Here is a 24,686-nt window from a genome sequence, read left to right on the forward strand (position 1 = left end):
GTTGGTTCCATCGTTATTCTGTTTTCTCTTCTTTAGTTTTTAAAATAATAGGGTTACTTTAATAAAAAGAGTAAAGTCCTGCGACATAGAATCGCTGAACTTTACTCTTTTTATGTTATTGTAGTAAAGAATTATCTTTTCTATATTATGAAGATTTCCTCCGTATAAACATACTAAAACTTGTTTAATTACTTTTTCAGTGCTTCTAATCTAGGAAACAAAATATTATTCTCAAGATGGATGTGCTGGAACAGATCTGACTCTAACATTTCCAATCCTTTAAAAGTTAACTCATAGGAATGGCATCCGCCACTTGGTACCTGATACTGATCCGTAATATGTCTAAGTTCCTTAAGAATATCTCCTGCCCCTTCATGTTCAGATTCTAATTCATCTATTACGTTAATTGCCTTGACTAGCAACTCATTAGATGGCTGTGCCTCATAGGCTTTTATCAACGGGAAAAGAATCTCTTCCTCTTTAATTAGATGCTGATCTAGTTCCATTTTTAAGCTGTGAAATAACTTGTGTACCTTTGAAAGTACTTTGCCATGATCCACACCGTGCACCCGATAAATCTTTGTGGTTAAATCACTTAGTTTTGGTAATTCCCTCACTAAATAAGTGTGATGTGTACTGATAACGTGGTCAATCAAATCACTAAATGGTGCCATCTGCCAGTCGATCCCTTTATCCTGTAGGCTCATTACTTTATTGTGTGCTTCAGTTAATGCACTTAATACTCTTTCTTCATTTAGGTTTTGTTCTTGTAACACAACCCTTAATGATCGATCTCCTCCACAGCAAAAATCAATTTGATACTTTTGAAAAACTTCACTTGCCTTGGGACATTTTGCTACGATTTCTCCAACCTTATCTTCACCTGAAAATATATTTTTCATTTAAAACCCTCCATTTAAAATTGATTATTTTCTCTCTTTAATGAAAGAATACTATATTTCCGATGTCATGGCTTTGATTCAAATCACAATTATGCTTCTTTTTTTCTAGTCCATCGGTTTGCATCTCGGGTATTAAATTTATCCATCATCCGATCAAAGGCATCCTCAAGGTCTATGTTTAAAGAGTTAGCGAAGCATGCCAGTATAAACATGCAGTCCGCTAGCTCCATGTCAATACTGTTTTCAGGTTCATCCTTTCGCTTTGGTTTTTCTCCATAATAGTGATTTACCTCTCTCGCCAGTTCCCCAGTCTCCTCCGTTAGCCTGGCCATCAGTGCCAATGGGCTGAAATATCCTTCTTCAAATTGTGAAATGTATTTATCCACCTTTTCCTGCATCTCTTTAATTGTCAAATCCCTATCCATCATGTTCCCTCCTCATCTAAAAATCGTTCTCCCGCAATTTTAATGCCGATTGCTCCTAGGGGTGCAGTCAAAATAATTGATAGCACCGCTAAAGCTAAAATCAATTCCCCATGCTCTACCCCTGCCGCCAATGGCACAGCACCAATAGCCGCCTGAACAGTGGCCTTGGGAATATAGGCTATGATGCAGAATAATTTTTCTTTTAAATTAAAATTTGTTCCTATCAAAGAAGCATAGACCCCTAGACTCCTAGCCAATAAACCTACGGAAATAATGATTACACCTACAAAACCAGCATCCAAGGCTACATAGATATTTACCGCAGCCCCTACCAATACAAATAACACTAATTCTGCCAGTACCCATATTTTATTGAGCTTACTAGATAATCGTTGGGCCACCGAGGGTGTTTTTTCTAATATGATAAATCCAATGGCCATGACACCTAACAACCCCGCCATTGGAACGACTCCCTCTAATGCATTCTCTAATGTTGTCAGTGTAATGGCTGCCCCTAGCATGATTAACACTTTTTTTGTATCCCTAAGATGATAATGACTAAATAAATAGATTAACCCCAGTGCCACAACCAATCCCATTAATATTCCCAGTATGATTGAAATGGGAATACTTAATATCTGTGTTGTTATGTTAATATTGGCACCACCATACATGCCTAAGAAGGCAGAAAAAATTGTAATGGCTACCACGTCATCAATAGATGCTCCGGCTAAAATCAAAGTTGGTATTCCCTTCTCTTGGCCCTTTCCTTGGTCAATAAAATCTAACATTTGAGGTACGATGACCGCCGGGGATACAGCGGCAATAATAAAGCCTAATATCCCTGCTTCTATCAACGAAATATTTAATATGTAGCTCCCTAAAAACATAATGGCAAACCCTTCAAACAGTACAGGAATAAAGCTAAATTTAATGGCAGTAATCCCGATTTTAGTAATGGTTTTCCTTTTAATCCCTAATCCTGCCCGTAATAAAATAATAATCAATGCAATTTTCCTCAGATCTCCTGAAATAGTAAGCAAATCCTCATGAAGCCAATCCATCCCATAGGGTCCCAATAGAATCCCTAATACTAGCATGCCCAAAAGTCCTGGAAGCTTTACCTTTGTAAACAGTTTACTAAACACTAATCCTAGTACCATAATCATTGCTAAACTAAAAGCCATATCTACACCGCCTTCTCTTTTAATATTATTGCCCCTCTATTTCTTTTGATTCTATTTTCTCATTCAGCTTAAATCCCCCAGATAGGAAACAAAAAACCCCTGCAAAACAAGGGTTCACCTTGTTTCGCAGGAGTCATTAACTGTTATCCAGTGGTTAATGGCGAACTCCATCGCCTATGAGCATTTTTTCCATTATACTATGAAAATCATTGTTTCACAAGTGGACTTATTCAATTGATACATTATAATGCTTCATCCATAGATTCACTTGGATTAGGTATGCAATCAGCTGAGGCCCTGTCATCAATTGACCAAACCATGGTTTTCCAAAGGATTTCCCACCTGTTTCAACAATTTCCTTGACCTTCTCTTGATTAATCACCTGTAAAATTGGTGAAGATGGATCCTGCATTATTTCTCCCATCCATTGCTGTACTGCCTTTAAGTAGGCCGGATTATGGGTCTTGGGATAAGGACTCTTTTTCCTTGTCCTCACATCCTCTGGTAGAATGTCCTTCAGTGCACTCCTTAATAAACCCTTCTCCCTCTGCCCTAAATATTTCATTTCCCATGGAATGTTCCAGGCATACTCTACAATACGATGGTCTGCAAAGGGAACCCTCACTTCTAATCCATTGGCCATACTCATACGGTCCTTTCTATTTAGCAAGGTAATCATAAACCATTTCATGTTAAGATAAAAAATTTCACGCATGCGATGGGTTTCTAATGATTCCCCCTTCATCCTTGGAACCTCTCTTAGTGTTTCTTCATATTTTGTTGCCACATACTCTTCTAATGGCAATTTCCTCAGATCTCCCGATAAAATATTCCGTCTTTCCGTTGTTGCCTTAGACCAAGGAAACGTATTGGCTTCAATGTCTTCCCTCCGTCTAAACCACGGATATCCTCCAAATATTTCATCGGCACATTCTCCCGATAGGGCTACTGTGTCATTTTGTTTTACATTTTTGCAAAACAAGTAAAGAGAAGAGTCCACGTCTGCCATTCCAGGAAGATCCGTCGATAATACAGCGGCTTCCAATGCTTCCGTTAATTGTGGCGTATCAATAATAATATCATGGTGCTTGGAGTCTATATGGCTGACCATCCGTCCAATCCATTCACTATCTGCATTAGGTTGAAATTCACTGGGTTTAAAATATTGATCATTATCTACATAGTCAATGGAGTAGGTGTGTAATTGTCCTCTACCATCTCTTTTAAAAGCATTTGCCGTCACAGAAGCAATTGCACTGGAATCCAATCCACCTGATAGAAATGTGCAGATAGGTACATCAGAAACCAACTGCCTTTCGATTGCGTCTATTAATAAGCCTCTTACATTTTCAATGGTATCCCCTAAACTATCCTCATGGGGTTTGCTTTCAAGCTGCCAGTAGGACTTAATTTTAACCCCTTGTGGTGTATAGGTTAAACAATATCCAGGCTTTATCTCATTGATGTCTTTAAAAACCCCATTACCCGGTGACCGTGCTGGTCCTAAACCAAACACCTCACATAACCCTTCCGTTGTCACAACGGGATCAATTTCTGGGTGTGCCAATAAAGCTTTAATTTCCGATGCAAAGAAGAGTCCACCATTTTTCAAGTTATAGAATAAGGGCTTTACACCCAAACGATCTCGAGCTAAGAACACGGTTTTTTCTACTTCATTCCAGATCCCAAAAGCGTAAATACCATTCAAATGCTGGACACAGTTCTCTCCCCATTCCATATAGGCTACTAGTAATACCTCTGTATCAGAGTAGGAATTGAAGGTATGACCTTTATCCTTTAATTCTTTTCGTAAGTCTTCAGTATTGTAGAGCTCCCCATTATAAACCATGGTGTATGTCTTTTCACCTAGCCGCTTTGTCATAGGTTGAGCCCCACCAGACGGATCCACAACAATTAACCGTCTATGTCCCAATAAACCGTGCTTAGAAATGTAGCTGCTTTTGGTATCTGGTCCCCGATGACCCAAACTAGCTGTCATTCTTTCAATAATCGGATTTTCATCTCTTAAATCTCTTTGATAGTCAATCCAACCAGCAATCCCGCACATGTAACTCATCTCCCCGATTAAATTTGTGATTTCCCATACATTTAACTTATGCAGTTAAATGTAAAAGGGATACTAGTTTAACCGACAATAATTTGTGTATTCCATACAATTCACTGTCATTTTATCGGAATTGGAATCATACTTACTTTACGTAAATACTCTGATTTTTTGTATTCTATTTTTATAGATCTCTTCCACCACAAATTTCACATTATTTTTTGTAATAACTTCCCCTTGTTTTGGAAAACGCCTTAGTTCACCAATAATAAATCCACCAATGGAATCAAAGTCTTCTGATTCAATGTGGATTCCAAGCATCTCATTCACTAAGGTAATCTTAGCACTGCCATCTACAACAAACTCATCTTCCTTAATCACTTGAATTTCTTCGTAAATTTCATCATATTCATCTTCAATTTCCCCTACTATTTCTTCTATTAAATCCTCCATAGTCACAATACCTGCTGTCCCACCATATTCATCCAATACAATATCCATATGAACACGACTATTTTTCATTTCCTTAAATAATTCACTGATTTTTTTAAATTCAAATGTATAATGAGGCTTTCTCATATAACGTCTAACATCAAAGTCTTCCCTGAGTCCTTCTACTAGAAATAAATCTCGAACATTCAATATACCTACAATGTCATCTAGATGCTGATCATATACAGGATATCTTGAGAATTGCTCTTCCTTCATTAGATGGATCATTTCCTCATAGGTATCCTGCACATCTATGGCAATAACATCTGTTCGCTGAACCATGACATCTTTGATCTGTAAATCTCCAAATTCAAATACATTCTGAATCATTTGCTTTTCTTCTACCTCTAATACACCTTCCTCGTGGCTGACATTCACCATTGTCCTTAGCTCTTCCTCCGTAATAAATGGCTTATCATATGCTTTCTTCCCACCCAGCATCCGGATTAAAATGCTTGTGATACGATTTAATATAATGACAATGGGATTTAGTACTACAACGACCCATCGAATGGGCTTCGCTACCTTTAAAGCCAATTTTTCTGAGTGTTGGGCTGCGATGGACTTCGGCGTAATTTCTGCAAAAATAAGCACTAAAATTGTCATAATCACCGTAGCAATTCCCACTGGATTATATCGAAATGCTTCTACTTGAAAGGCAATAGAAGTGGCCAATGCTGAAGCCCCAATATTAACAATATTATTTCCGACTAAAATACTACTTAATAGTTGGCCAGGATTTTTAATCAAGCTATTAATAATGTCTGCACCCTCCACCTTTTTTTCCACCATATTACGAATCCGAATCTTACTAAGAGCCATTAGTGATGTTTCTGATGCTGAAAAGAATGCAGACAGAGTAAGGAGTATTGCTAAAATGAATAATTGTCCAATTACATTAGGCACCATATCATCTCCTTAATCATTTGGTGATATTATCATTATTCCTTAAAATTATATACTTTATGACTATTGATACTGGTTTAATTCAATGCATAAATATCAGAAAATTCAATACTAATTTGTTCTATATAGGATTTTTGCTTATTATTTATCTCTTGCACTTCACCCTTCATTGTTTCTACTACTCTAATTGGAAAAGTCACTGTAAATTCGCTACCTCTCCCATACTCACTTGTTACACTGATAGTTCCACCTTGTAGCTCTATAAGGGATTTCGCCAGGGACAATCCAATACCACTCCCTTCATTTCTTCGGGTTAAAAGATCGTCTGCCTGTCTAAAGCGTTGGAAAATCATATCTAGTTTCTCTGTTTCGATACCTATACCCGTATCTTTAATTGAAATAACAACATTTCCTTCTATTTCCTCAATATAAACAGTAATTTGCCCGCCATAATTTGTGAACTTCACAGAATTTGAAAGAAGGTTTAATATAATTCTTTCTATTTTATCCGGATCACAGGCAATCATTCGTTCCTCTACCTCTGTATCGAATAGTAAGGTTATTTGACGATTTTCAATAAATGCTGCCACAGACAGCGTGATCTCCTCTACAATGCTTACAATATTATGATTCTGTAGCTGCATTTCACAGAACCCTGAATCAATTTTAGTCATATCAATTAAATTATTAACCAGCCTTAAAAGACGATAGCTATTTTGCCTCATGATGCCTACATGCTTACTAAGATTATTGGGATATGTCATAGATGCTTCTTTATTTGTGTATAAATTCATTAACTGCAGCGATCCTAAAATAACATTCAGAGGTGTTCTAAGCTCATGTGAAATATTAGAGAAAAACTCTGTTTTCAAACGATCACACTCCTGCATCTCATGGATTAGCTGTTGTTTTTGTGCCATATGCTTCTCTAGTATCTCAGCTCGTTTTCTATCGCTAATATCACGACTTACTACTTGAACAGCCATTCTACCGTTATATGAAAGTAGACTACAACCTACTTCTACATCTATCACCCTTCCATATATATCTACAATCTTCTCTTCTGTAAAGTAGCCTGGTTCTACTTTTCCTATCTTTATTTCTTCAGTTGCTTCTAATTTCTTTTCATAAGAACTTGAGTGGATAAAATCCATAACGCTCCTTCCAATTAATTGTTTTGGATCCTTCAACCCCACTAGTTTTGCAGCAGCCCTATTAGCCAGTATAAACTTTTCATCATTATACACACTAATGGCATCAGGAGAGTTTTCGAATAGGCTTCGATAACGCTCTTCACTTTCATAAAGGTCCATCTCAACTTTTTTACGCTCACTAATATCTCGAGCACAAAAAATAAGACCACTTGCCCCATCATTGTCTCCGATTAACACATTCCCCATAATCTCTATCCATGCATAATGCCCCTGACGATGTTGACACCGAACCTCCACTTTACTCCATGTTAGGTCTTCCTTTAGTTTTTCCATTGTGATCTTTACCTTATCAATATCATCAGGATGCATTTTTTCTAATATGGACTCCCCTATCATCTCCTCTACTTCATATCCCGTACTCACCTTATTGGAAGGGCTTGCATACCTGATTATTCCATCCATTGTAGTTTCAACTATCATATCGGATATATTGTCAGTAATTCGCCTCAACTTCATTTCACTCTCTTCTAAGGCATTCTTCATACGTTTTTCCTCCGTTATATCACGAATATATGCTAATAAATAACAGGGATTTCCATAATGGTCTCTAGCCACAGATTCATTTAAATCAACCCATATAATCTGTCCATCTTTCCTAATATATCTCTTATCCATTTTAATGGCAGTTTTTTCGCCTCGAATTAAAGAGTCTGTATTCTCTACTGATATCTGTAAATCTTCACCATGAGTAATTTCTTTGTAGTTTTTATTTAGTAGTTCCGCCTCTGTATATCCCATTATCTTACAAAATCCAGGAGGAACCTTTGTGAACGTTCCTTCTAGATCAGTATAAACCACAATAACATTGGATGTTGCCTCTGCATGTTCTAAGTTTCTCTGTCTTTCTTCTAACTGTTTTATTTGTTTTTTGAGTTGTCCCCGAGTGCTTCCTCTATTAATTGCAATGGTAAATGAGATCACTTGAATCATCACCATCATCATTACGTCTATATTACGATATCCTCTGATAAAATAAGCCACATAGGAATACACAATATGAGCTACTGCAATAATTATACTAATATAAGGTGAATGTAGTTCTATTTTGGCGAATGAATACCCAAGAGTAAGAACGATTAAAAATATCTTGAGTGAATTTACTGCCCCACCTGAATTCCCAATGTCGACTCCCATCAATATGATTAAAGACATAATAATAATTATATCTTTTATAGATACTCCCTTATAACTTCTTTTTAAAAAACCTACATACTTTTCCCTTTGAAGCCCTTGCATTTCAATACCCCTCCTCCTATTATAATTAAACGCCGCTCTAATTTTTGATGATTATGTTTATTACCATTTCTTATATTCTTTATTATTTTTCATTATCCTGCATTAAACTTAATTACGCCTTTATTTTTTATGATTTGCTCTTGTTTCCTCTGTTTTTATCGGTTTTTCGACATAATCAATCTCCCTTCGACAGCTTCAAAGGGAGATTGGATTTATTGCATCAATTTACTTTTTTGATTTACGTATTCTATATTTCTGGTTTTACTCCATTAAAATAACCCCTAGAGCTTGAAAGGTTTGCCATTCAATAACAGCACTTTCAGGAAGGTTATGATCCTTTTGAAACTCATATAAGGCCCGTTCCATCATAGGACCATATTTGCCATCTAAATAATCTGTATTTAAGTAGCCTAAAGCCCGTAGCCTTGATTGTATTTCCATTACATCTGCTCCAAAGTCCCCGGGCTTGATTGTTTGAAGCCCATATCCAAAAGGGCCAAAAACACCATTTTCGATTACCACCGGTGTTCCATTTTTAACGTATTGATATAAATCCTCAACATCCCTATTGTTCATCCGAATGCAACCAGCTGATGCGTTGTATCCGATTGAGTTAGGTTTGTCTGTGCCGTGTATTCCGTATTTACCCCAGGGTACATTTATCCCCATCCATCGGGTGCCAAAAGCACCACCCCAGCGTGCCTTCTGTATTACCTCCCATGATCCCAGTGGAGATGGAGTACTTGGTTTCCCACTAGCAATTGTATAGGTCTTTAGTAATTCGTTGCCATTTAATAAATATAATTTTTTAACGGAAATATCCACTAGAATCTTTACATTCTCATAGTTTGGATTCTCTTCTAGCATTTGATGTTCCCATAAAATGTACTCATTATATCCTCTCACATCTCCACCAGGTGTTGGTATACCTCCAAATAAGGAACCATTTTTTATGTATAACACACCTGCCGTACCGATTAATATAATTGCAAAAAATAATAATAATCTTCTAACCAATTCCATCTCCTCCCCCACATATTCATTATATGCAGAGGGACAAATCCCTCATTCCCTGATTCTAATCAATTAATCAAGTACATGCACTTTATTAGCAACGACTTTTACTTAATATAAAAAGTTTTTATATGTCACACTTAGAATGGATGATGTGACTTTAGCCTTAATTTAAACTCTTCGTATTTTATAAAAATTGCGAACTAATATATCCTTATTCTACTATAATAGTTTCTCTGTGATAATTGGATAAACATGATTTTTAGGAGATGGAGTAAATGATTCAATCTTTAACCCAGATTCACCACTAAAACTATAATCCCATCTAAATTCATCTACTGCAAATCTCCATGTTAACGGAAAATATGTGATATCTCTAAAAATAATAAGAGGATATGTTTCTTTAGACTTGACCGTACTTTCCATGGGCGAAAAAATCATAATTCCCATCAGTCCGATCATACCCCAACCACATATACCCATAATAACCACCATCCCTTTGAAAGAAACTCCACTCCTGATGGTTTAAATAGAAGCATTCTCTATGGATCGCCTTATTTTCCTTTGTTGAATTGTTTACCCACTCTTCCCCGGTAATTAAATGATTTATAAAATTCTTTCCAAAGTCTATTAGTTTCAAGGGGTAGGGAGTTACCCCCAAGGGTGTTCTTGTTGGCATGTAACCCACTCTAATTTCGCAACATATTTCTATATTTTTCTACTTAATCTGATTTTATTTCCTTGGAAATTGTTGCTTGGTGTTTTATTATGTACTTCTATTATTGGCTACTTCTATCCATCTTATTTCACTTTTCATTGAATAAGATTTTATGCATTTTATGTACTAGAAGGGTGAATATTATAATAAAGCTTTTTTGTTTTATTACATGACTATGGATGGACTATCTGGTGGTCACTGGCTTGGCTTTCTATGATGTTTCCTATGTTCGTATTACACCATAGAAAACCTTTACTTACATATGTTATATCAATAATGGTGATAATTATAATGTTGGTACTTTTTCCAGTTAACTTTACTTATACGCATTAAAGATATTAGCAAAAATGTTACAAGGAGGAAATACATCGACTATGAGTAAAGAAGTAATTATATTAATAGTTGCATGGTTTATAACAATAAATATGCTTGTTTTACTTGTGCCAAAAAATAAAATCAGAGAGGCACAAGTCATTTTCCTTTTCAAGCAATTACTATCTTGGTTATTGGGTCTTATAGTTGCACAATATAAACTTATAGAATATCCCGTTAGGTTATTTAGCTATGCAAATAAAGCTAGCTTCACCTTTGAATTCTTTATTTTTCCTGCATTGTGCGTTGTTTTTGTCTTGTATTATCCAGAAAGGAAAAGCCACACAAGGCAATTCATGTACTACCTTTATTTCTGCACAGCAATAACAACTCTCGAAATATTTTTAGAAAAGTATACAAATGTAATAGGATACATTCATTGGGCTTGGTATCTAACATGGATTACTCTTTTCTTAACTTTTTATGCTTCAAGAAAGTATTATGTTTGGTTTTTTAGATTAAAACCTAAAGAAAAAGTAGCAGACTTAGAAAAATAGGGACTTATAATTAGACATGGATTTTTTATACTGTCTTAATATTTTCCATTTCTCTGCTTATTGATTTTTCTTTCCACTACACCTCTTTCATGATGAGTATTTTAATATAATCACAATAGAGGTGTACATGTCCCCTTCTTAAAATACTTTTCTATAATTGTTTTTTGCTTTCCTCTCATAAAGGCTTAATTATGTGAATACAATTAAGCTTTTAATATAGGGCTTTTCACTTTCAAATACCATTAAATTCTATGATGTATTATCTTGTAGCATACTTGAGTTCACATAGATATCAGAAAACTCTATTTTAATTCTTTCAACATTTAAAAAATCGTTTCCATTGGAGACAATATATTCATTATCTGTGAGCTTAACAGGAAGCTCTATAATAAATTCACTTCCCTCACCAAATTTACTTACAACAGAAATCTTTCCATCATGTAACTCAACTAAATATTTAACTAATGCAAGACCAATACCTGAACCTTCAAATTCTCTACTTAAAGTGCTATCCACTTGTGCGAATCGGTCGAAAATGATTTCTGTTTTATCTTCTGGAATTCCAATACCATTATCTTTGATAGATATAGCAATGATTTCTTTTCTATCGTAAATCGTTACCTGAATTTCTCCACCTTCCCCTGTAAACTTAATGGCATTGGATAAAATATTAAGCATAATTCTTTCTATCAGGTCTTCATCAAAAGACATTATTTTTTCTTCTACCTCTGTATCAAATACAACATTAATGTTTTTTAAGTCAGCATAGCCTACTATGGACATAGTGATGTCCTCTACAGTTTTTGTAATATCTCTGTTAATAGGATGTGCTCGTAAATGATGGTTTTCTGCTTTAGTCACATCAATAAGGTTATTTATAAGTCTAAGCAAACGGTAGCAGTTTTGTTTTTGCATCTTTAGATATTTTTTTATATTCACATTCCAGGATTCCATGTTGTTATGGTCAAGCTGTTCCATCAATTGATTCGAGCCTAAAATAATATTTAGTGGCGTTTTTAACTCATGGGATACAGTTGAAAGAAATTGGTCTTTTAATTCATTGTACTCTTCTATCTCTTTTATCCTTTGGTTCAGTTCCTCTGTCATTTGGTCAAAAGTTTGTCCTACTATTGCCAGCGGGTTCTCACTAGTAAAATTCGTTTTCGCATTGAGATTGCCCTGCATTATGTCCTTAGAAGTTTGTACTAGTTTATTCATAGAAGAAACTAATCCATAACTGAGTCTTATAACCAGTATTAATAAAAGGAAGAACACACCAAAAAACATCAGTAACTCATCCTGCACACTTTTATTTTTCATAGCTAACAATTCATCAGTAGACATAGTCACAAAGTTTGCCCATCCCATAGATTCGATAGGATAATCCACTCCCGTTCGCAGGTCATTGTCAATATTTGATTTAAACGCCTCCGTTCTTACAATTTCACCATCTAAAGCTCTCCATGCAGGTGAATCTTCAGATATTTTTCTATTTTCAAAAGAAATTTCTGGACTACCCTTTCGAAAAACAATATACCCATTTTTATCAACAATACCATAGGAGCTTGTGGTAGCACGCCGCTCAGTTGTAAAGAAAGATTCGATTTTTTCCACATCTAAATAAGCGATCATAATGCCTTTCAGTTCATTATTCGCCCTGATTGATTGTGCTATAGATATAACTGGTCTGTCATCATTTTCCTTTAAATTTGAAACTACCATTTCACTACCATAGATAATCTCTTGAATATACTCTTCATGTACATAATCGCTGTTCTGTGATATAGCCCCTGTACTTGCCAACACCTCCCCCTTTGGAGATAACCATGCATAGCCAGTAATCCTAGAGTCCTTTGGACGTAATTTTTCTAAATAATCTTCAATATCTTCTTGATTCCAACTACTGTTAGAAAGTATAGTTGTTCCTACTACATTTTGAGTTCTACCAATCCCTCTGATATAACAGCTAAAGGTACTGGCAATTACACTTGCAGACTCTTCACTGGAATTTAATTCAGATTCCATACTTAAATTGTAGCGTTCTTGTATTCCATGAATTTTTATTAAGGATATAGGAATCAATATTAAAAGGATGAGGGCCAAAATTCTTATTCTTATATTCCTTAAACTCATTCTATACTCCTCCTTGAGATTGATTCCACTAAATGATTTATCCTCAATGGAAAAGTCACCCGCTTAATCTCATTATATTCTCTCAAATAATGAGATTTTCTAACTGATTTTTGAATTTTATGGAAATTCATATAATTATATCATTCGACTGATTTCTACCTACTCCTTTAAAAATCTCTCGACATACCTCGACAACTATGATTAGATAAAGCACATAGGTTAACCCATATGCTTTTTCCAATAATAAAAAAGATGAACTAGTCATCTTTTTGGTTTCTATCGGCAGATAGCGTTATTCTATTGTTATTTATATAAATTCTTCCTTAAGTCTTTTAATTTTAAGGGTAGGGAGTTACTGCACGATTGGAAGGCGATACAATCTTTCCTATCCTTCCCCTAACCCTGTATTTCTCCTGCGCAAAGCAAATACATTAGGTAGTTAACTCTCATGCAACCTACAATTCGATTACTCAAAATGCAGTTTCGAGCGGGGATGCGTTTAGCAACTAACACAGTTTCCTTTGAAACACTACTATCTAGCGACTTCTTGTCGCACCGCCTTAAAAAAAGAAGACGAAACAAATATCATATATTGTATTAGCCCTCAAAACTCCACACTGGTATTACTCCAATTTCTTCTAATAATGGATTACCATTCTCATCATCATATTTCAATTCAATCACAATATTATGGTTAATGTATTCCATCATTTCTCGGTGATATGTAACACCTGCTCTTCCTCCCTGAAAGTTCTTTAGTTCTTCAGAGTTATAGGTATATCCTGTTACATTTTTCTCTTCTTCACCTGTATTTTTATCTTTAAAGCTTATAGTAATAGATATATTCTCTGACACATAATCTTCCTGTCCCATATAGTCAATTGATTCTATACGGAGGTGCACATGGTTAGATGTATTAACCAAAACTCCATCGCTGATTTTCCAATTATTACTTTCACCTTCCAACCTAAATACAGATGTTAGCAAATCTGCCCTTTCTTGACTCAATTGATTGTTTAAATTCTTGTTATTATTCAGCGATGCGATACAGGTAATTAATAAAATAGAACATATTATCATTAATAGTTTGTTATTTTTCATATTCATTTCTTTGCTCAACCTCTTCCAGCTTATATTTTTATTGGTTATACCACTGCTTTTATTTCCATTATAGTAAAACTACCTGCACATTTTACGTCAAGTACAGATTAAATAGTTCTACTGCATTTTTATAGAATATATCCTCTTTACACGCATCATCAATATTTAGACTGTTAATCAATTCTATATGTTTCCCAATATCACACATGCCATAATCAGTTCCAAATAAAACCTTTTTCGGATTGTCTTTGATTGTTTTTTCTAAAATATATTTTATTTTTTATTTTCCAGTCTCCGCCTCAACCTCTTCATCCGCAAGACCAGATGTATCAAAATAAATATTTTCATATCCCTTCGTAATGTCATAGCAATATTCTACCCTTGGCCAAAAGTAGTGTGCGATAATAATTTTTAAATCCTTGTATTGATTTGCTACCTCTACAATATACTTTGGATCATTGTAGTTTGCAACATCAGGATCTCCGCTGTTCCATCCCGTATGTATGACAAGGGGAGCGTTGTGTTTAATACATAACTCAAATGCTTTTTTCAATCTCAAATCGTTTGGATAATGGGGATCATGTCCTGGGAATATTTTAATCGCCTTAATTACTTTTTCTTTGAATAGCATATCTAATTTATCGTGAATAAATTGGTCGCCCTTTAATATATTCAACGTACCCATCAAGAATATATTAGGTTGATTCTAAAATAATTCAATACATTCATCTAAATCACCTATGCTAGAACCTTTAATGTGGTCTGGGATCACAATAGCATAATCAACTTTATTCTTTTTTAATTCTTTCATTAAAGCACATTTCTTTTCTTCAAGGGAACATAGTCCTTCAAAAGTGGGAAGATGTAAGTGACAATCCATTTTCAATTAACTCCCTCCAGTGCAATTTAAATGATTTCAACTATTTTTATTACGCATACCTTTGGTAATTGTCCCTGAATAGATCTCAGAATAGATAGTTAATTAATACTATAAGTTTCTTTCCACGCTAACATCATACCATCTATTGGCATAATATTACACATATATACAGTCTATGTCATCATTATATTTAAATAATTCTTTCTTATTTGTGCTATGTATTAAATCATTACTTAAATTTGGATAATGAAAAAGATGAACTAGTCAATAGGTTAGTGCCTATATACTTTCTAAAACAAGAAAAAAATAAATTGCTCATCTTTATTGATAGTTAAATTCTACAGGCACAGCTCATTGAATAAGTCCTTCCGTATACTAAACATTTTCAACCCCATGGGGAACCAAGATATAAAAAGCACCCCACAAGTTCTAATTGTCCGTGGGATGCTTTTACAAAGGCATTAAGCTACATTTTTAAATTTTATGCATCTTCGTCTTTATCGTCTGTATTCTGTAACTCAGATATCATTTCTTCAATCTCTTCTTGATATTCATTTATCAAAACCTTCATATCCTCAATTAGCTCAATCGTTTCAGTTTCTTGGTCCCATTCTCCCTTTATTCCTAAGGTCTCTGCAATAAATCTTAAGGGCACATTACTTGGCGCTTTCCATTTATTGAACCCGAAAAAGATGATGAACACTGCTACTTAATAATATATCCTGAAATCACCTCATGTGAAACCATCATATCATATTATGGAATAATTTTACATTACACAATAGTAACAAAGTACACATCAGTTGACCCCTACCCATGTTTTGTAATAATAAAAAAAGATGAACTAGTCATCTTTTTAGCTTCTATCGACAGATAGCTCTATTCACTTATGATTAATATAAATACCACTTTAATCCTGTATACTCTTATTCATTATAGGGTTACCTCTGAAATAATAACACACTATCTATCTCTCCAAAAAGTCGGCATTAAAAGAATGAAAACCGTAAAAAGTTCTAGCCTGCCAAATAGCATCAATAATGAAAAAAGTAGTTTGCTTGGTACACTAAACTGACTATAGGTTTGTGCAGGTCCAACTAATTCAAACCCCGGTCCAATATTTCCGAGAGTTGCCGCCACAGAACTGGCCGCACTAATTAACCCTATTCCTTCTAATGAAATGAGCAGTGTCCCTGCTACAAATATAAGCATATATAAAAAGAAGAAGCTTGCCACACTTGCAGTCACATCTGGGGAAATTGACTTGTTATTTATCTTCACAGGAATAAATGCTCTGGGATGCAAAATCTTTGATATCTCTCTTCGAACTAGTTTGAATAAAACCAATAGACGAATAACCTTAATTGATCCTCCTGTTGATCCTGCACACCCACCAACAAACATAAGCATAAATAAAATTCCTTTACTAAAAGTAGGCCATTGATCAAAGTCGGCCGTCCCATAACCAGTCGTTGTAATAATAGAGCTGACTTGAAATAAAGCATATCTAAAAGTTTCATTTAAAGAAGTATATATTCTCCCATTTAAATTAATCGTAATTAAAATAATAGCTACTACTATAATAGAAAGATACAACTTTAACTCCGAGTTTTTCACGACTTCTTTCCAGCGCCCTTTATATAAATCATAGTATAGAGAGAAATTGATTCCTGAGGCAATCATGAAAATAGCGATGATTATCTGAATATATGAATTGAAAGCGCCAATACTACTGTTTCGTGTAGAAAACCCTCCGGTTCCAAGGGTCCCAAATGTATGTACCAAAGCTTCATATAAAGACATTCCCCCAACATAAAGCAAAACAGTTTGTAGTATTGTGATTCCTAGATACACCGTATAAAGTATCTTTGCCGTATCCTTCATTTTAGGAACTAATTTATCCGATACAGGCCCTGGACTTTCTGCTTTAAAAATCTGGAACCCACCTACGCCAATAACGGGAAGGATCGCCAGTGTTAACACCAGAATACCCATCCCCCCCAACCAATGAGTAAGAGATCTCCAAAACAATATCCCTCTAGGTAATACTTCAATGTCATCAATAATTGTGGCACCTGTGGTGGTCAATCCAGACACCGTTTCGAAAAAGGCATCAATGAATGAAGGGATGCTCCCGGATAAAACAAAGGGTAAAGACCCAAAAAAAGAAACCAAAACCCAACCACCAACTACAATGGTTAAGGCTTCTTTGGCTTTAATTCTTCTAGACGAATGAGAGAACTTCACCATAGGCACTCCCACTCCCAACAAAGCGATGATTGAATACACAAATGCTAGGGTATCTGACTCTCTATAGTACATAGAAATACCTAAAGGAAATAACAAAAATCCAGCTTCAAATAGAAGTAGACTTCCTAGCACCTTTAATACTATCCCATAGTTCATCAAGTAACCCCCCTTTACCTTTGTGAAAAAACTTATACAGTGATGACTCTTCTGATTGCAAGCAAAAGACAACAACACGATCTCCTGGATTAATGATGGAATCACCATTAGGAATGATTAACTTTCCCTTATGAACAATAGATCCAATAATGATCCCTCTGGGTAAGTCCTGTTCAGCCAATCGTTTCCCTACTATTTTTGAATCTCCTTCGGCAATAATTTCGATTACTTCCGCTTTCCCACCTAATAATAGTGAAATAGATACAACCCTTCCCCCTTGAATAAACCTCAAAATTTCACTGGCTGTGATCAATACTGGGTTTACAGCTAGGTCTATCCCTAGTTTTTCAATAATGGGAACATAATTGGGTCTACTTACCTTTGCAATTACCTTGTCTACGCCATGCTGTTTACCTAGAAGAGCCAATAATAAATTCTCTTCGTCATAACCAGTGACAGAAATTAAAGCATCCATTTCAGAAATGTTTTCATCAGTCAAAATGTTGACATCGGTTCCATCTCCATGAATGACTAAAACTCCCGTTAGCTCATCCGCAAGGTACTTACATCGCTCCTTATTTCGTTCGATAAGCTTTACACTCACCCCATGTTGGCAAAGTTTTTTAGCAAGATGATACCCAGCCTTTCCACCGCCTAAGATTAAAACCGTTTTCACTGTCTTTCTTTTAATCGGTGCACCACAGGCCGCAGAAAACTTGTTGATACTTTCTTTTTTCCCCATAACATATATAATATCCGATGATTGAATCTCTGTGTCTCCATAAGGAATAATGACTTGTCCACTTCTTGAAATCGCTACAATCAACATTGATTCAGGTATCTCTAAGTCCTTAATTTTTTCACCTGCAATACCTTCTAAACTTTCAACACGAAAATCCACCATACTTACTTTCCCCATTGCAAAATCTTCCATGTGTACGGCATGGCCCTTTAATAGGTATTTTGCAATTTCCTTAGCTGTTGACAGTTCTGGATTAACAATATAATCTATTCCCATCTCTTTTTTTATAAATCCTAACTGGTTTTCATATTCAGGATTCCGAATGCGAGCTACTGCTTTTTCACATCCCAATTTTTTCCCTATGGAACCAATTAGCATATTGGTTTCATCGCTACTTGTGACAGCGAGGATCAAATCAGTACTTTTAATGTTTAATTGTCTTAATGCATCCAATTGTACGCCATTGGCCTTGATTGTTAATACATCTAACGTATCATTGATGCGATCAAGAGCCTGCTGTACGATATCAATCACAATTACATCACGATTTCCTTGAGCAAAGGATTCCGCTAATTTATAGCCTAACTTACCTGCCCCAATTATAATAACCCTCATCATTTCATTCCTCTCTACAATTATAACTTTAAGCGGAAACCACCATTCCAGCTATTCAAAAATATAGCTTTCAATTGATCACATGCTTCTTGATCTGCTTCTTCAGTGAATCCTATAGCTTGTTCGTTAAAAGTATGCAAGTTGTCTTTACTATTTCCTGACACAAAAATAAACATATTGTCTATCACAATAAATTGACTATAGCACTTAGGGTTGGATCTTATTTCATAGTGGTTATGGATCTCCTTATACTCTTGAAACCAATTGATGAGCCTGAAATCCTTTAGCCTTGGAATAATAACCTTAAAGGCAATGTCTCTTTCAATATTAGAAGTAACAGCTACCGTAGAGTAAAGAATTTCTTTGTCCATAATGCCGTGAAACAGAATTTCTTGCGTATCAGGATGAGTATTTAAATAATTCCTTATTGCACTGATCAAATAAGATCTTCCTATCAAAAACCCCATGGCAATCCCCCTAAAATAGAATAACGGTTTATTTTATACTATCACATGTCTCTCTTATTTTGTATAGTTGTTTTAGTAAGTGAAATACTAAGATAAAATAAACCTATATGACAAGGAGGATAACATTATGCAAGACAAAGCCAAGATAGGTCTCGTTGCATCAGAAGTAGCAGGACTTTGGGATTCTTATGTAAACGACAGCCTGGTGATCTGTACGCTTAGCTATTTTATAGACAAAACTGAAGATGAAGAAGTTCTTCAAATACTTCAACATGCCCTTGACGTATCAAATGGCCACATTCAAGTAATAACAGATATATTCAACCAAGAAGGACTTCCAATTCCTAAGGGTTTCACAAAAGACGATGTCAACATAAATGCTCCTCGGCTATACGATGATCCTTTTTACTTGTTTTATCTAACTAATGTATCACAAGTTGCAATGGGCGCTTATACATTAATATTAAACCATGTAGCCCGCTCTGATGTACGTAATTTTTTTTCAGATTGTATATCCGAATCAGTTGAGCTTTACAATAAGGTCTCTGATGTGTTATTATCTCAAGGCATTTTTATAAGAGCTCCAAAGGTAGAGTTTTCAAAAAATGTCAGTTTTGTTGAGGAGCAAAATTTCTTTTCCGGTGGGTTGCTTGGTCAGAAAAGAAACTTAGTAGCAAGAGAAATGACTTCAATTTTTGCTAGCTTGCGACTCAATATAATAGGAGGCGCACTCATTACAGGTTTCGCTCAAGTTGCTGAATCTACGAAGGTCAGTGAATATTTATTCAGGGGTAGCGACCTTGCAAATAAGAAGGTTAAAACCCTAATTCCATTGCTTCTTGATGAAAATATTCCCATTCCTTCTACCTCAAATTCATTTGTAACAGACTCCATTGTTTCACCTTTTTCAGATAAACTGATGGTGTACCATGTCACCCTATTAAATGGTGGAGCAATTGCACAGGATGGTATGGCTTTATCAACTGTTTTAAGATTTGACTTGCAATTGCATTATACCCGCTCTATGTTAGATACAGCAAAGTACTCTGAAGATGGTTTGGATATTATGCTTAAAAACCGGTGGTTGGAACAACCCCCTCAAGCAATAGACCATAAAAAACTGTAAAATATAACATTATTTGGGGTTAATGTAAACCCTTGCTACAACCCTAGTCATAGAAGCTTCAGCCTTAATTTTCAAAGGAAATGCCATGACTTCAAAATGATTTACAGCTACTAGTTTTGATAGATTTGTTATGTTTTCAATTATAAGTATATTATGATTCAAGAGCATTTTGTGTATCCTAAATGGATGTTCATCTGGTGATGGCAAATCCATTCCTAGTATTTTTATCTTCTTTTCAATAAAGAAGTTTGCTAATTCTTCATCAATTACTGGATGATTTGTGAAATATTCATTTGTTCCATATTGATCGCTATGATTTGTGAACAATAGGACAATATCATTTTCATTTACGATGTTTGAATACTTCTCTTTGTATTTAATTACCTGCTCGCCTCTAACGTCTAACAGACAGCCTCTGCCGGTAAATGAATCTAAAGAGATTTCATTTATAAATTTTTCACTTTTTGTTAAATGCATGGGTATGTCAATATGTGTACCTGAATGCATACCCATTTCTAATTTAAAGTTATTATATCCATCTACATTTAAAAATTTATCTTGATATAGGTTAACAGGATCGTCATATGGATGAACAGGCATATGATGCTCAATATCATGACTTAAATCGATCAATTTAATCATTACTATTTTCACTCCTATCATATTGGATGAATTGCGCCTGGTTTTTCCCCCGATCCTTGGCTAAATACAAAGCTTTATCTGCTGCTAATATTAACTCTTCCGGTGAAGAATTAGTAGCGGGAATCATGGTTGTCACACCTAAGCTCACTGTAAGAAACGTACTGACGAGGGATTTTTCATGGAGAATTTCAAGCCCCTCGATGGTTATCCGAAGAGATTCCGCCATATACATGGCCTTATCTTCTTCAATGTTCGGTAGAATAACGACAAATTCTTCTCCTCCATAACGGGCCACGAAATCCCCTGAACGATGAATCGAATGCTTTAATGCCTGGGCCACGTTTTTTAAGGCTCTATCTCCCTCCTGATGTCCATACTGATCATTAAAGGCCTTAAAAGAATCAATGTCTATGAAAATCAAAGCAACTGGTGTTTTCAGACGTAGCCCCCGCCTCCATTCCAGCTTCAATGCTTCATCAAAATGTCTACGATTCCATATATCAGTTAGGGCATCTTTTGAAGAAAGTAGTTCCAATGCTTTATTGGCCTTTTCTAATTCGGATTTTTGCCGTTGAATTTTTTGATTGGACTTCTCCAATGCACTTGTTCGATCTGTTATTGCTATTTCTAGTCTTTCATTCAATTTTCTTTGATAGTTAGTTATTTCTTCTTCCTTTGTTAATACATTTGAAAATCGTTTAGCTAATGCTAATGAATGTGTAAATACAAAGACTAATTGACCAAAAGAAGATAAATTTCCACTTCCAATAACCCATTTAGCAAGATGATAGTTAGAATCGCTCATCCAAACACTTAGAAATATAATATCATTAATGGTTGTAATGAGTAAAATCAAAGCACCCACTCCAATAAACCTTGCTCCTATTTCTTTCTTGTATATTATTTTAACTAACACATATATCAGATACATAATGCTTGCTAAAGTAAATATTTGAAATGAAGCGTTGAATCGAGTGAAAACCTTAGCTGGCGTTAATAAAACTAACAATCCAAAGGCAAGTCCAACACCTTGGTTTATTCTAAGTATTTTATTAGTTACTTCTTTTGGATAAATAGACTTAAGAAACATAACAAATATAGGTACACCTAGATAAAATGTTAGTGTTTGTACTTTATGGGCAATTTCCCAGTTAAAATTAGGAAATAGATAGATGAAAAATATTTCTCCAACTAGCAATGTTCTTATTGCAACAAAAATGCAAAACAGACCAAAATAAAGAGGAGAATGTTCTTTTTTTCTAAAAGCAAACAAGACAAGATGATATAACCCCATTATAAGTAGGCTTCCAAATAGAAAGAGTTCGTAGGCTATATTCATGTGTCGGAGATGAAGAACTTGCCTTGCATCACCAAAGGATAAGCTCTCTAAAATTCCCCCACTACGATGCCTGTAGTTTGACACTTGTATTACGATTTCAATTTCGTCCTCTTGGGGTTCAAACAAAGCAATTTGTGTCAAGTATTGTGGTGTCATATTGTCTTTATCTCCACCCACCTGCCCAGCAAAGGCAAAGGGTTCTTCATTAATCCACATTTTATATGATGTTAATATACGCGGTATTTTTAATCCTAATAATTCATTATGATTCTCTGTTTTAATCCTTAGTCTATAGGTAGCATGTCCATCTCCTGATAATGTTTTACCATTAACTTCGTATCCATTCCATGCCCTGGGGATATCCATCAGTTGAAGACCCTTTATCTTGGCGTTTTTAAAATCCTGTGGTTCAAGTAGCTGCTCCCAGTAAAACTCCCACTGTCCATCCAAAGCTATCAAGTCTCCTTCGACTTTCCAGTTGGTCAAGTCTAGAATCCCTTCCTTAGCCTCCGGTGCTTCATTAATCGGATTTCCATAAGCACACCCGTTCAAAGTGAATATAACAGCAATGTATATTATCATAAATTTCAGAACCTTTTTATACATATGATATCCCCTTTGCAATAGAAATTTCTTTGAAAATCTGTCCAATGGTTTACAAATAAATATTCTACTTTTTTCCACATTTTCCTTTATATTTTTCGAATATAGCGCTTAGCTTGCACTTATCTAATTCCCTTGACATCACGGCCTCAGTTCTATCTAGCAAATTCAATTCGGTAGAAAATCATCTCCTATGTGATAATATCTATTTCTATTTCTATTTCTACTTTTATCTATGCCGTAAATCATATGATTTCAAGGGCTTTTAAGCATATAAATAGCGGAATGGATCTCCCATTCCGCTACTCTTTACTCTTTTATTTAGCCTTACCTTTACCTTCGATGTATGGGTACGTCACATTCTATATATTGTACACCACAATAATATCTGGATTTAACGCCCTAAATGTGAGTGACTCTGTAATAAAGAGTTGCACCGTCTTGGCATCGTGGTATTCATATCCAATGGAGAAATCTCGACCAATGGTCAATTCTAAATCTTCATGATCATATGGAAGCAACAAAGCCCCTTCTACCACAGGACTATAGATCACTTTAGACCCTGTCAGTTCTTGAATCCTATTGATTAAGGGATGACCCTGCATCTCCCGATTAATACGCTTCCACGCATCTATGCCTACTACCAAGGTCACCGGTTGGTCTACATAGGCTTCCTTTAGTAAGATCATTCCTTGGGCAAGGTTTTCCATGATTTCTTCTCCGTTATTTCCAAATTGAGATAGCTTGTGGGAAGAAGCTTCTATTAATCCCTCAATATCACCTGGTTTGTACCCATTATAAAGCATATTTTCTTCAAAAATAGCCATCTTTTCCGCTGCTTCTTCCAGGGCATCTAATTTGATGTCCTTAGCACCTCTAATTAAATTATCCATTTCCCAACGATCTAATTTAAAACTAATTCTTGCCTCCACCAAGGGTTTTACTTGATACATTCCAGTGCATACATTCCCAGGATTGTCTTCAATTTTCTTAAGTCTTCCCTCAGGAACAACTGTATAATCCCAACCCTTAGGTCCCACTATATTAACGACACGCCGAGCCGATAAATGGGTTTTCAATACCTCTGCTGCCCGTTGGTCGATTTCTTCCCATACTGATTCTGTTAATGGTGCCATGTCTCTTTTTAATATATCCATGAAACTTCCTCCTCTATTTTTTCAAATTTCCAATATTTAGTCCTTTTTCTTGGACAACTGTTTCCGTTTCTGTGCCTGTTTCTGCACCCATCTCTGCCTCAAGTATCGATCCTGTTGTGAATAAGTAAGTTTTAAGCTCTTGGTCCCAACCATCCATATTCCGTCGAAGCCACTCCAGTGTCATGCAGGCATGTTCAATCTCTTCATCCCTGTTATGTGCCATGATTTGTTTCAATTCCTCATCATTGCTTGCAGCAACTCGCTGGTTATACCAATCTACTGCTTCAATTTCTTCTTTTAGGCTGTTTATAGCCCTCGTAATATTTTTTGTTTTTTCGTCTAAATTTTCTACTGGTTCATGATAATCCATTGCCATTCATAATACCTCCTCTTAGTATTTCTTATTTATAGTCTCTATATATTTTCTACCCCAAAAAGTGGATAAAA

Annotated in this window: 21 protein-coding genes, 1 pseudogene and 1 riboswitch; of the genes and pseudogenes, 2 read left to right on the forward strand and 20 right to left on the reverse strand. The window is 35.4% G+C overall.

The window, feature by feature from the left end; all coding sequences use genetic code 11:
- Positions 1-188: 188 nt before the first annotated feature.
- The 8 genes from ric to AMET_RS22025 all read right to left on the reverse strand — a co-directional run bounded on the left by ric (position 189) and on the right by AMET_RS22025 (position 9,924).
- A complete protein-coding gene (gene ric, locus AMET_RS21990; protein WP_012065367.1) occupies positions 189-902 on the reverse strand; it encodes an iron-sulfur cluster repair di-iron protein in 714 nt (237 codons plus the stop codon).
- Positions 903-991: 89 nt separating this feature from the next.
- Entirely contained in the window at positions 992-1,330 is a 339-nt protein-coding gene (locus AMET_RS21995) for a nucleotide pyrophosphohydrolase (protein WP_012065368.1), read from the reverse strand.
- Positions 1,327-2,514, reverse strand: coding sequence for a cation:proton antiporter (locus AMET_RS22000; protein ID WP_012065369.1), 1,188 nt, complete (start codon positions 2,512-2,514; stop codon positions 1,327-1,329). Before AMET_RS22000 ends, AMET_RS21995 begins: the two co-directional genes overlap by 4 nt.
- Before the next feature lie 120 nt (positions 2,515-2,634).
- Positions 2,635-2,698, reverse strand: a riboswitch (Fluoride riboswitch).
- Positions 2,699-2,740: 42 nt separating this feature from the next.
- Positions 2,741-4,582, reverse strand: a complete 1,842-nt coding sequence (gene asnB / locus AMET_RS22005) for an asparagine synthase (glutamine-hydrolyzing) (protein ID WP_012065370.1) — start codon at positions 4,580-4,582, stop codon at positions 2,741-2,743.
- A gap of 147 nt (positions 4,583-4,729) precedes the next feature.
- The gene (locus AMET_RS22010) at positions 4,730-5,980 is read right to left on the reverse strand and encodes an HlyC/CorC family transporter (protein ID WP_012065371.1); all 1,251 of its coding nucleotides are present in this window, start codon (positions 5,978-5,980) and stop codon (positions 4,730-4,732) included.
- Between the two features lie 74 nt (positions 5,981-6,054).
- Entirely contained in the window at positions 6,055-8,427 is a 2,373-nt protein-coding gene (locus AMET_RS24625; RefSeq protein ID WP_012065372.1) for a sensor histidine kinase, read from the reverse strand.
- 261 nt (positions 8,428-8,688) lie between these two features.
- On the reverse strand, positions 8,689-9,450 hold the full coding sequence (locus AMET_RS22020) for a L,D-transpeptidase family protein (RefSeq protein WP_012065373.1): 762 nt from the start codon (positions 9,448-9,450) through the stop codon (positions 8,689-8,691).
- Between the two features lie 213 nt (positions 9,451-9,663).
- Positions 9,664-9,924: a hypothetical protein gene (locus AMET_RS22025; protein WP_157047331.1), complete on the reverse strand. Its 261-nt coding sequence runs from the start codon at positions 9,922-9,924 to the stop codon at positions 9,664-9,666.
- 609 nt (positions 9,925-10,533) lie between these two features.
- Between AMET_RS22025 and AMET_RS22030 the strand changes: the two genes are divergently transcribed.
- On the forward strand, positions 10,534-11,028 hold the full coding sequence (locus tag AMET_RS22030; RefSeq protein WP_041721221.1) for a CBO0543 family protein: 495 nt from the start codon (positions 10,534-10,536) through the stop codon (positions 11,026-11,028).
- A gap of 249 nt (positions 11,029-11,277) precedes the next feature.
- Here the strand turns inward: AMET_RS22030 and AMET_RS24630 are convergent, their stop codons facing one another.
- The 8 genes and pseudogenes from AMET_RS24630 to AMET_RS22070 form a co-directional block, all read right to left on the reverse strand.
- Positions 11,278-13,161 (reverse strand): sensor histidine kinase, encoded by a 1,884-nt coding sequence (locus AMET_RS24630; protein ID WP_012065376.1) that lies wholly within the window; start codon positions 13,159-13,161, stop codon positions 11,278-11,280.
- A 597-nt stretch (positions 13,162-13,758) separates the two neighbouring features.
- Positions 13,759-14,262, reverse strand: a complete 504-nt coding sequence (locus tag AMET_RS22040) for a hypothetical protein (protein ID WP_157047332.1) — start codon at positions 14,260-14,262, stop codon at positions 13,759-13,761.
- A 91-nt stretch (positions 14,263-14,353) separates the two neighbouring features.
- Positions 14,354-14,947: pseudogene (locus tag AMET_RS26755) on the reverse strand (amidohydrolase family protein).
- A 21-nt stretch (positions 14,948-14,968) separates the two neighbouring features.
- Complete coding sequence (locus AMET_RS22050) at positions 14,969-15,148, reverse strand: hypothetical protein (protein WP_041721226.1); 180 nt, start codon at positions 15,146-15,148, stop codon at positions 14,969-14,971.
- A gap of 475 nt (positions 15,149-15,623) precedes the next feature.
- Positions 15,624-15,845 (reverse strand): stalk domain-containing protein, encoded by a 222-nt coding sequence (locus AMET_RS22055; RefSeq protein ID WP_012065378.1) that lies wholly within the window; start codon positions 15,843-15,845, stop codon positions 15,624-15,626.
- Between the two features lie 260 nt (positions 15,846-16,105).
- A complete protein-coding gene (locus AMET_RS22060) occupies positions 16,106-17,548 on the reverse strand; it encodes a TrkH family potassium uptake protein (RefSeq protein WP_012065379.1) in 1,443 nt (480 codons plus the stop codon).
- Entirely contained in the window at positions 17,499-18,908 is a 1,410-nt protein-coding gene (trkA, locus tag AMET_RS22065; protein WP_012065380.1) for a Trk system potassium transporter TrkA, read from the reverse strand. Before trkA ends, AMET_RS22060 begins: the two co-directional genes overlap by 50 nt.
- Before the next feature lie 17 nt (positions 18,909-18,925).
- Positions 18,926-19,372 (reverse strand): hypothetical protein, encoded by a 447-nt coding sequence (locus AMET_RS22070; protein ID WP_012065381.1) that lies wholly within the window; start codon positions 19,370-19,372, stop codon positions 18,926-18,928.
- Between the two features lie 127 nt (positions 19,373-19,499).
- Between AMET_RS22070 and AMET_RS22075 the strand changes: the two genes are divergently transcribed.
- Positions 19,500-20,498, forward strand: coding sequence for a DUF3231 family protein (locus AMET_RS22075; protein WP_012065382.1), 999 nt, complete (start codon positions 19,500-19,502; stop codon positions 20,496-20,498).
- A 9-nt stretch (positions 20,499-20,507) separates the two neighbouring features.
- On the opposite strand, the gene AMET_RS22080 is transcribed toward AMET_RS22075, so the two are convergent.
- The 4 genes from AMET_RS22080 to AMET_RS22095 all read right to left on the reverse strand — a co-directional run bounded on the left by AMET_RS22080 (position 20,508) and on the right by AMET_RS22095 (position 24,615).
- Positions 20,508-21,140: a cyclase family protein gene (locus AMET_RS22080; RefSeq protein ID WP_012065383.1), complete on the reverse strand. Its 633-nt coding sequence runs from the start codon at positions 21,138-21,140 to the stop codon at positions 20,508-20,510.
- Entirely contained in the window at positions 21,133-23,085 is a 1,953-nt protein-coding gene (locus AMET_RS22085; protein ID WP_012065384.1) for a diguanylate cyclase, read from the reverse strand. Before AMET_RS22085 ends, AMET_RS22080 begins: the two co-directional genes overlap by 8 nt.
- A 359-nt stretch (positions 23,086-23,444) precedes the next feature.
- A complete protein-coding gene (locus tag AMET_RS22090; protein WP_012065385.1) occupies positions 23,445-24,239 on the reverse strand; it encodes a family 1 encapsulin nanocompartment shell protein in 795 nt (264 codons plus the stop codon).
- A 13-nt stretch (positions 24,240-24,252) separates the two neighbouring features.
- Positions 24,253-24,615 carry an encapsulin-associated ferritin-like protein gene (locus AMET_RS22095; RefSeq protein WP_012065386.1) on the reverse strand — a complete coding sequence of 121 codons (363 nt, stop codon included), beginning with the start codon at positions 24,613-24,615 and terminating at the stop codon, positions 24,253-24,255.
- Positions 24,616-24,686: the final 71 nt, after the last annotated feature.

The sequence above is a fragment of the Alkaliphilus metalliredigens QYMF genome (genome assembly GCF_000016985.1).
In the GTDB taxonomy this organism is placed as follows: domain Bacteria; phylum Bacillota; class Clostridia; order Peptostreptococcales; family Natronincolaceae; genus Alkaliphilus_A; species Alkaliphilus_A metalliredigens.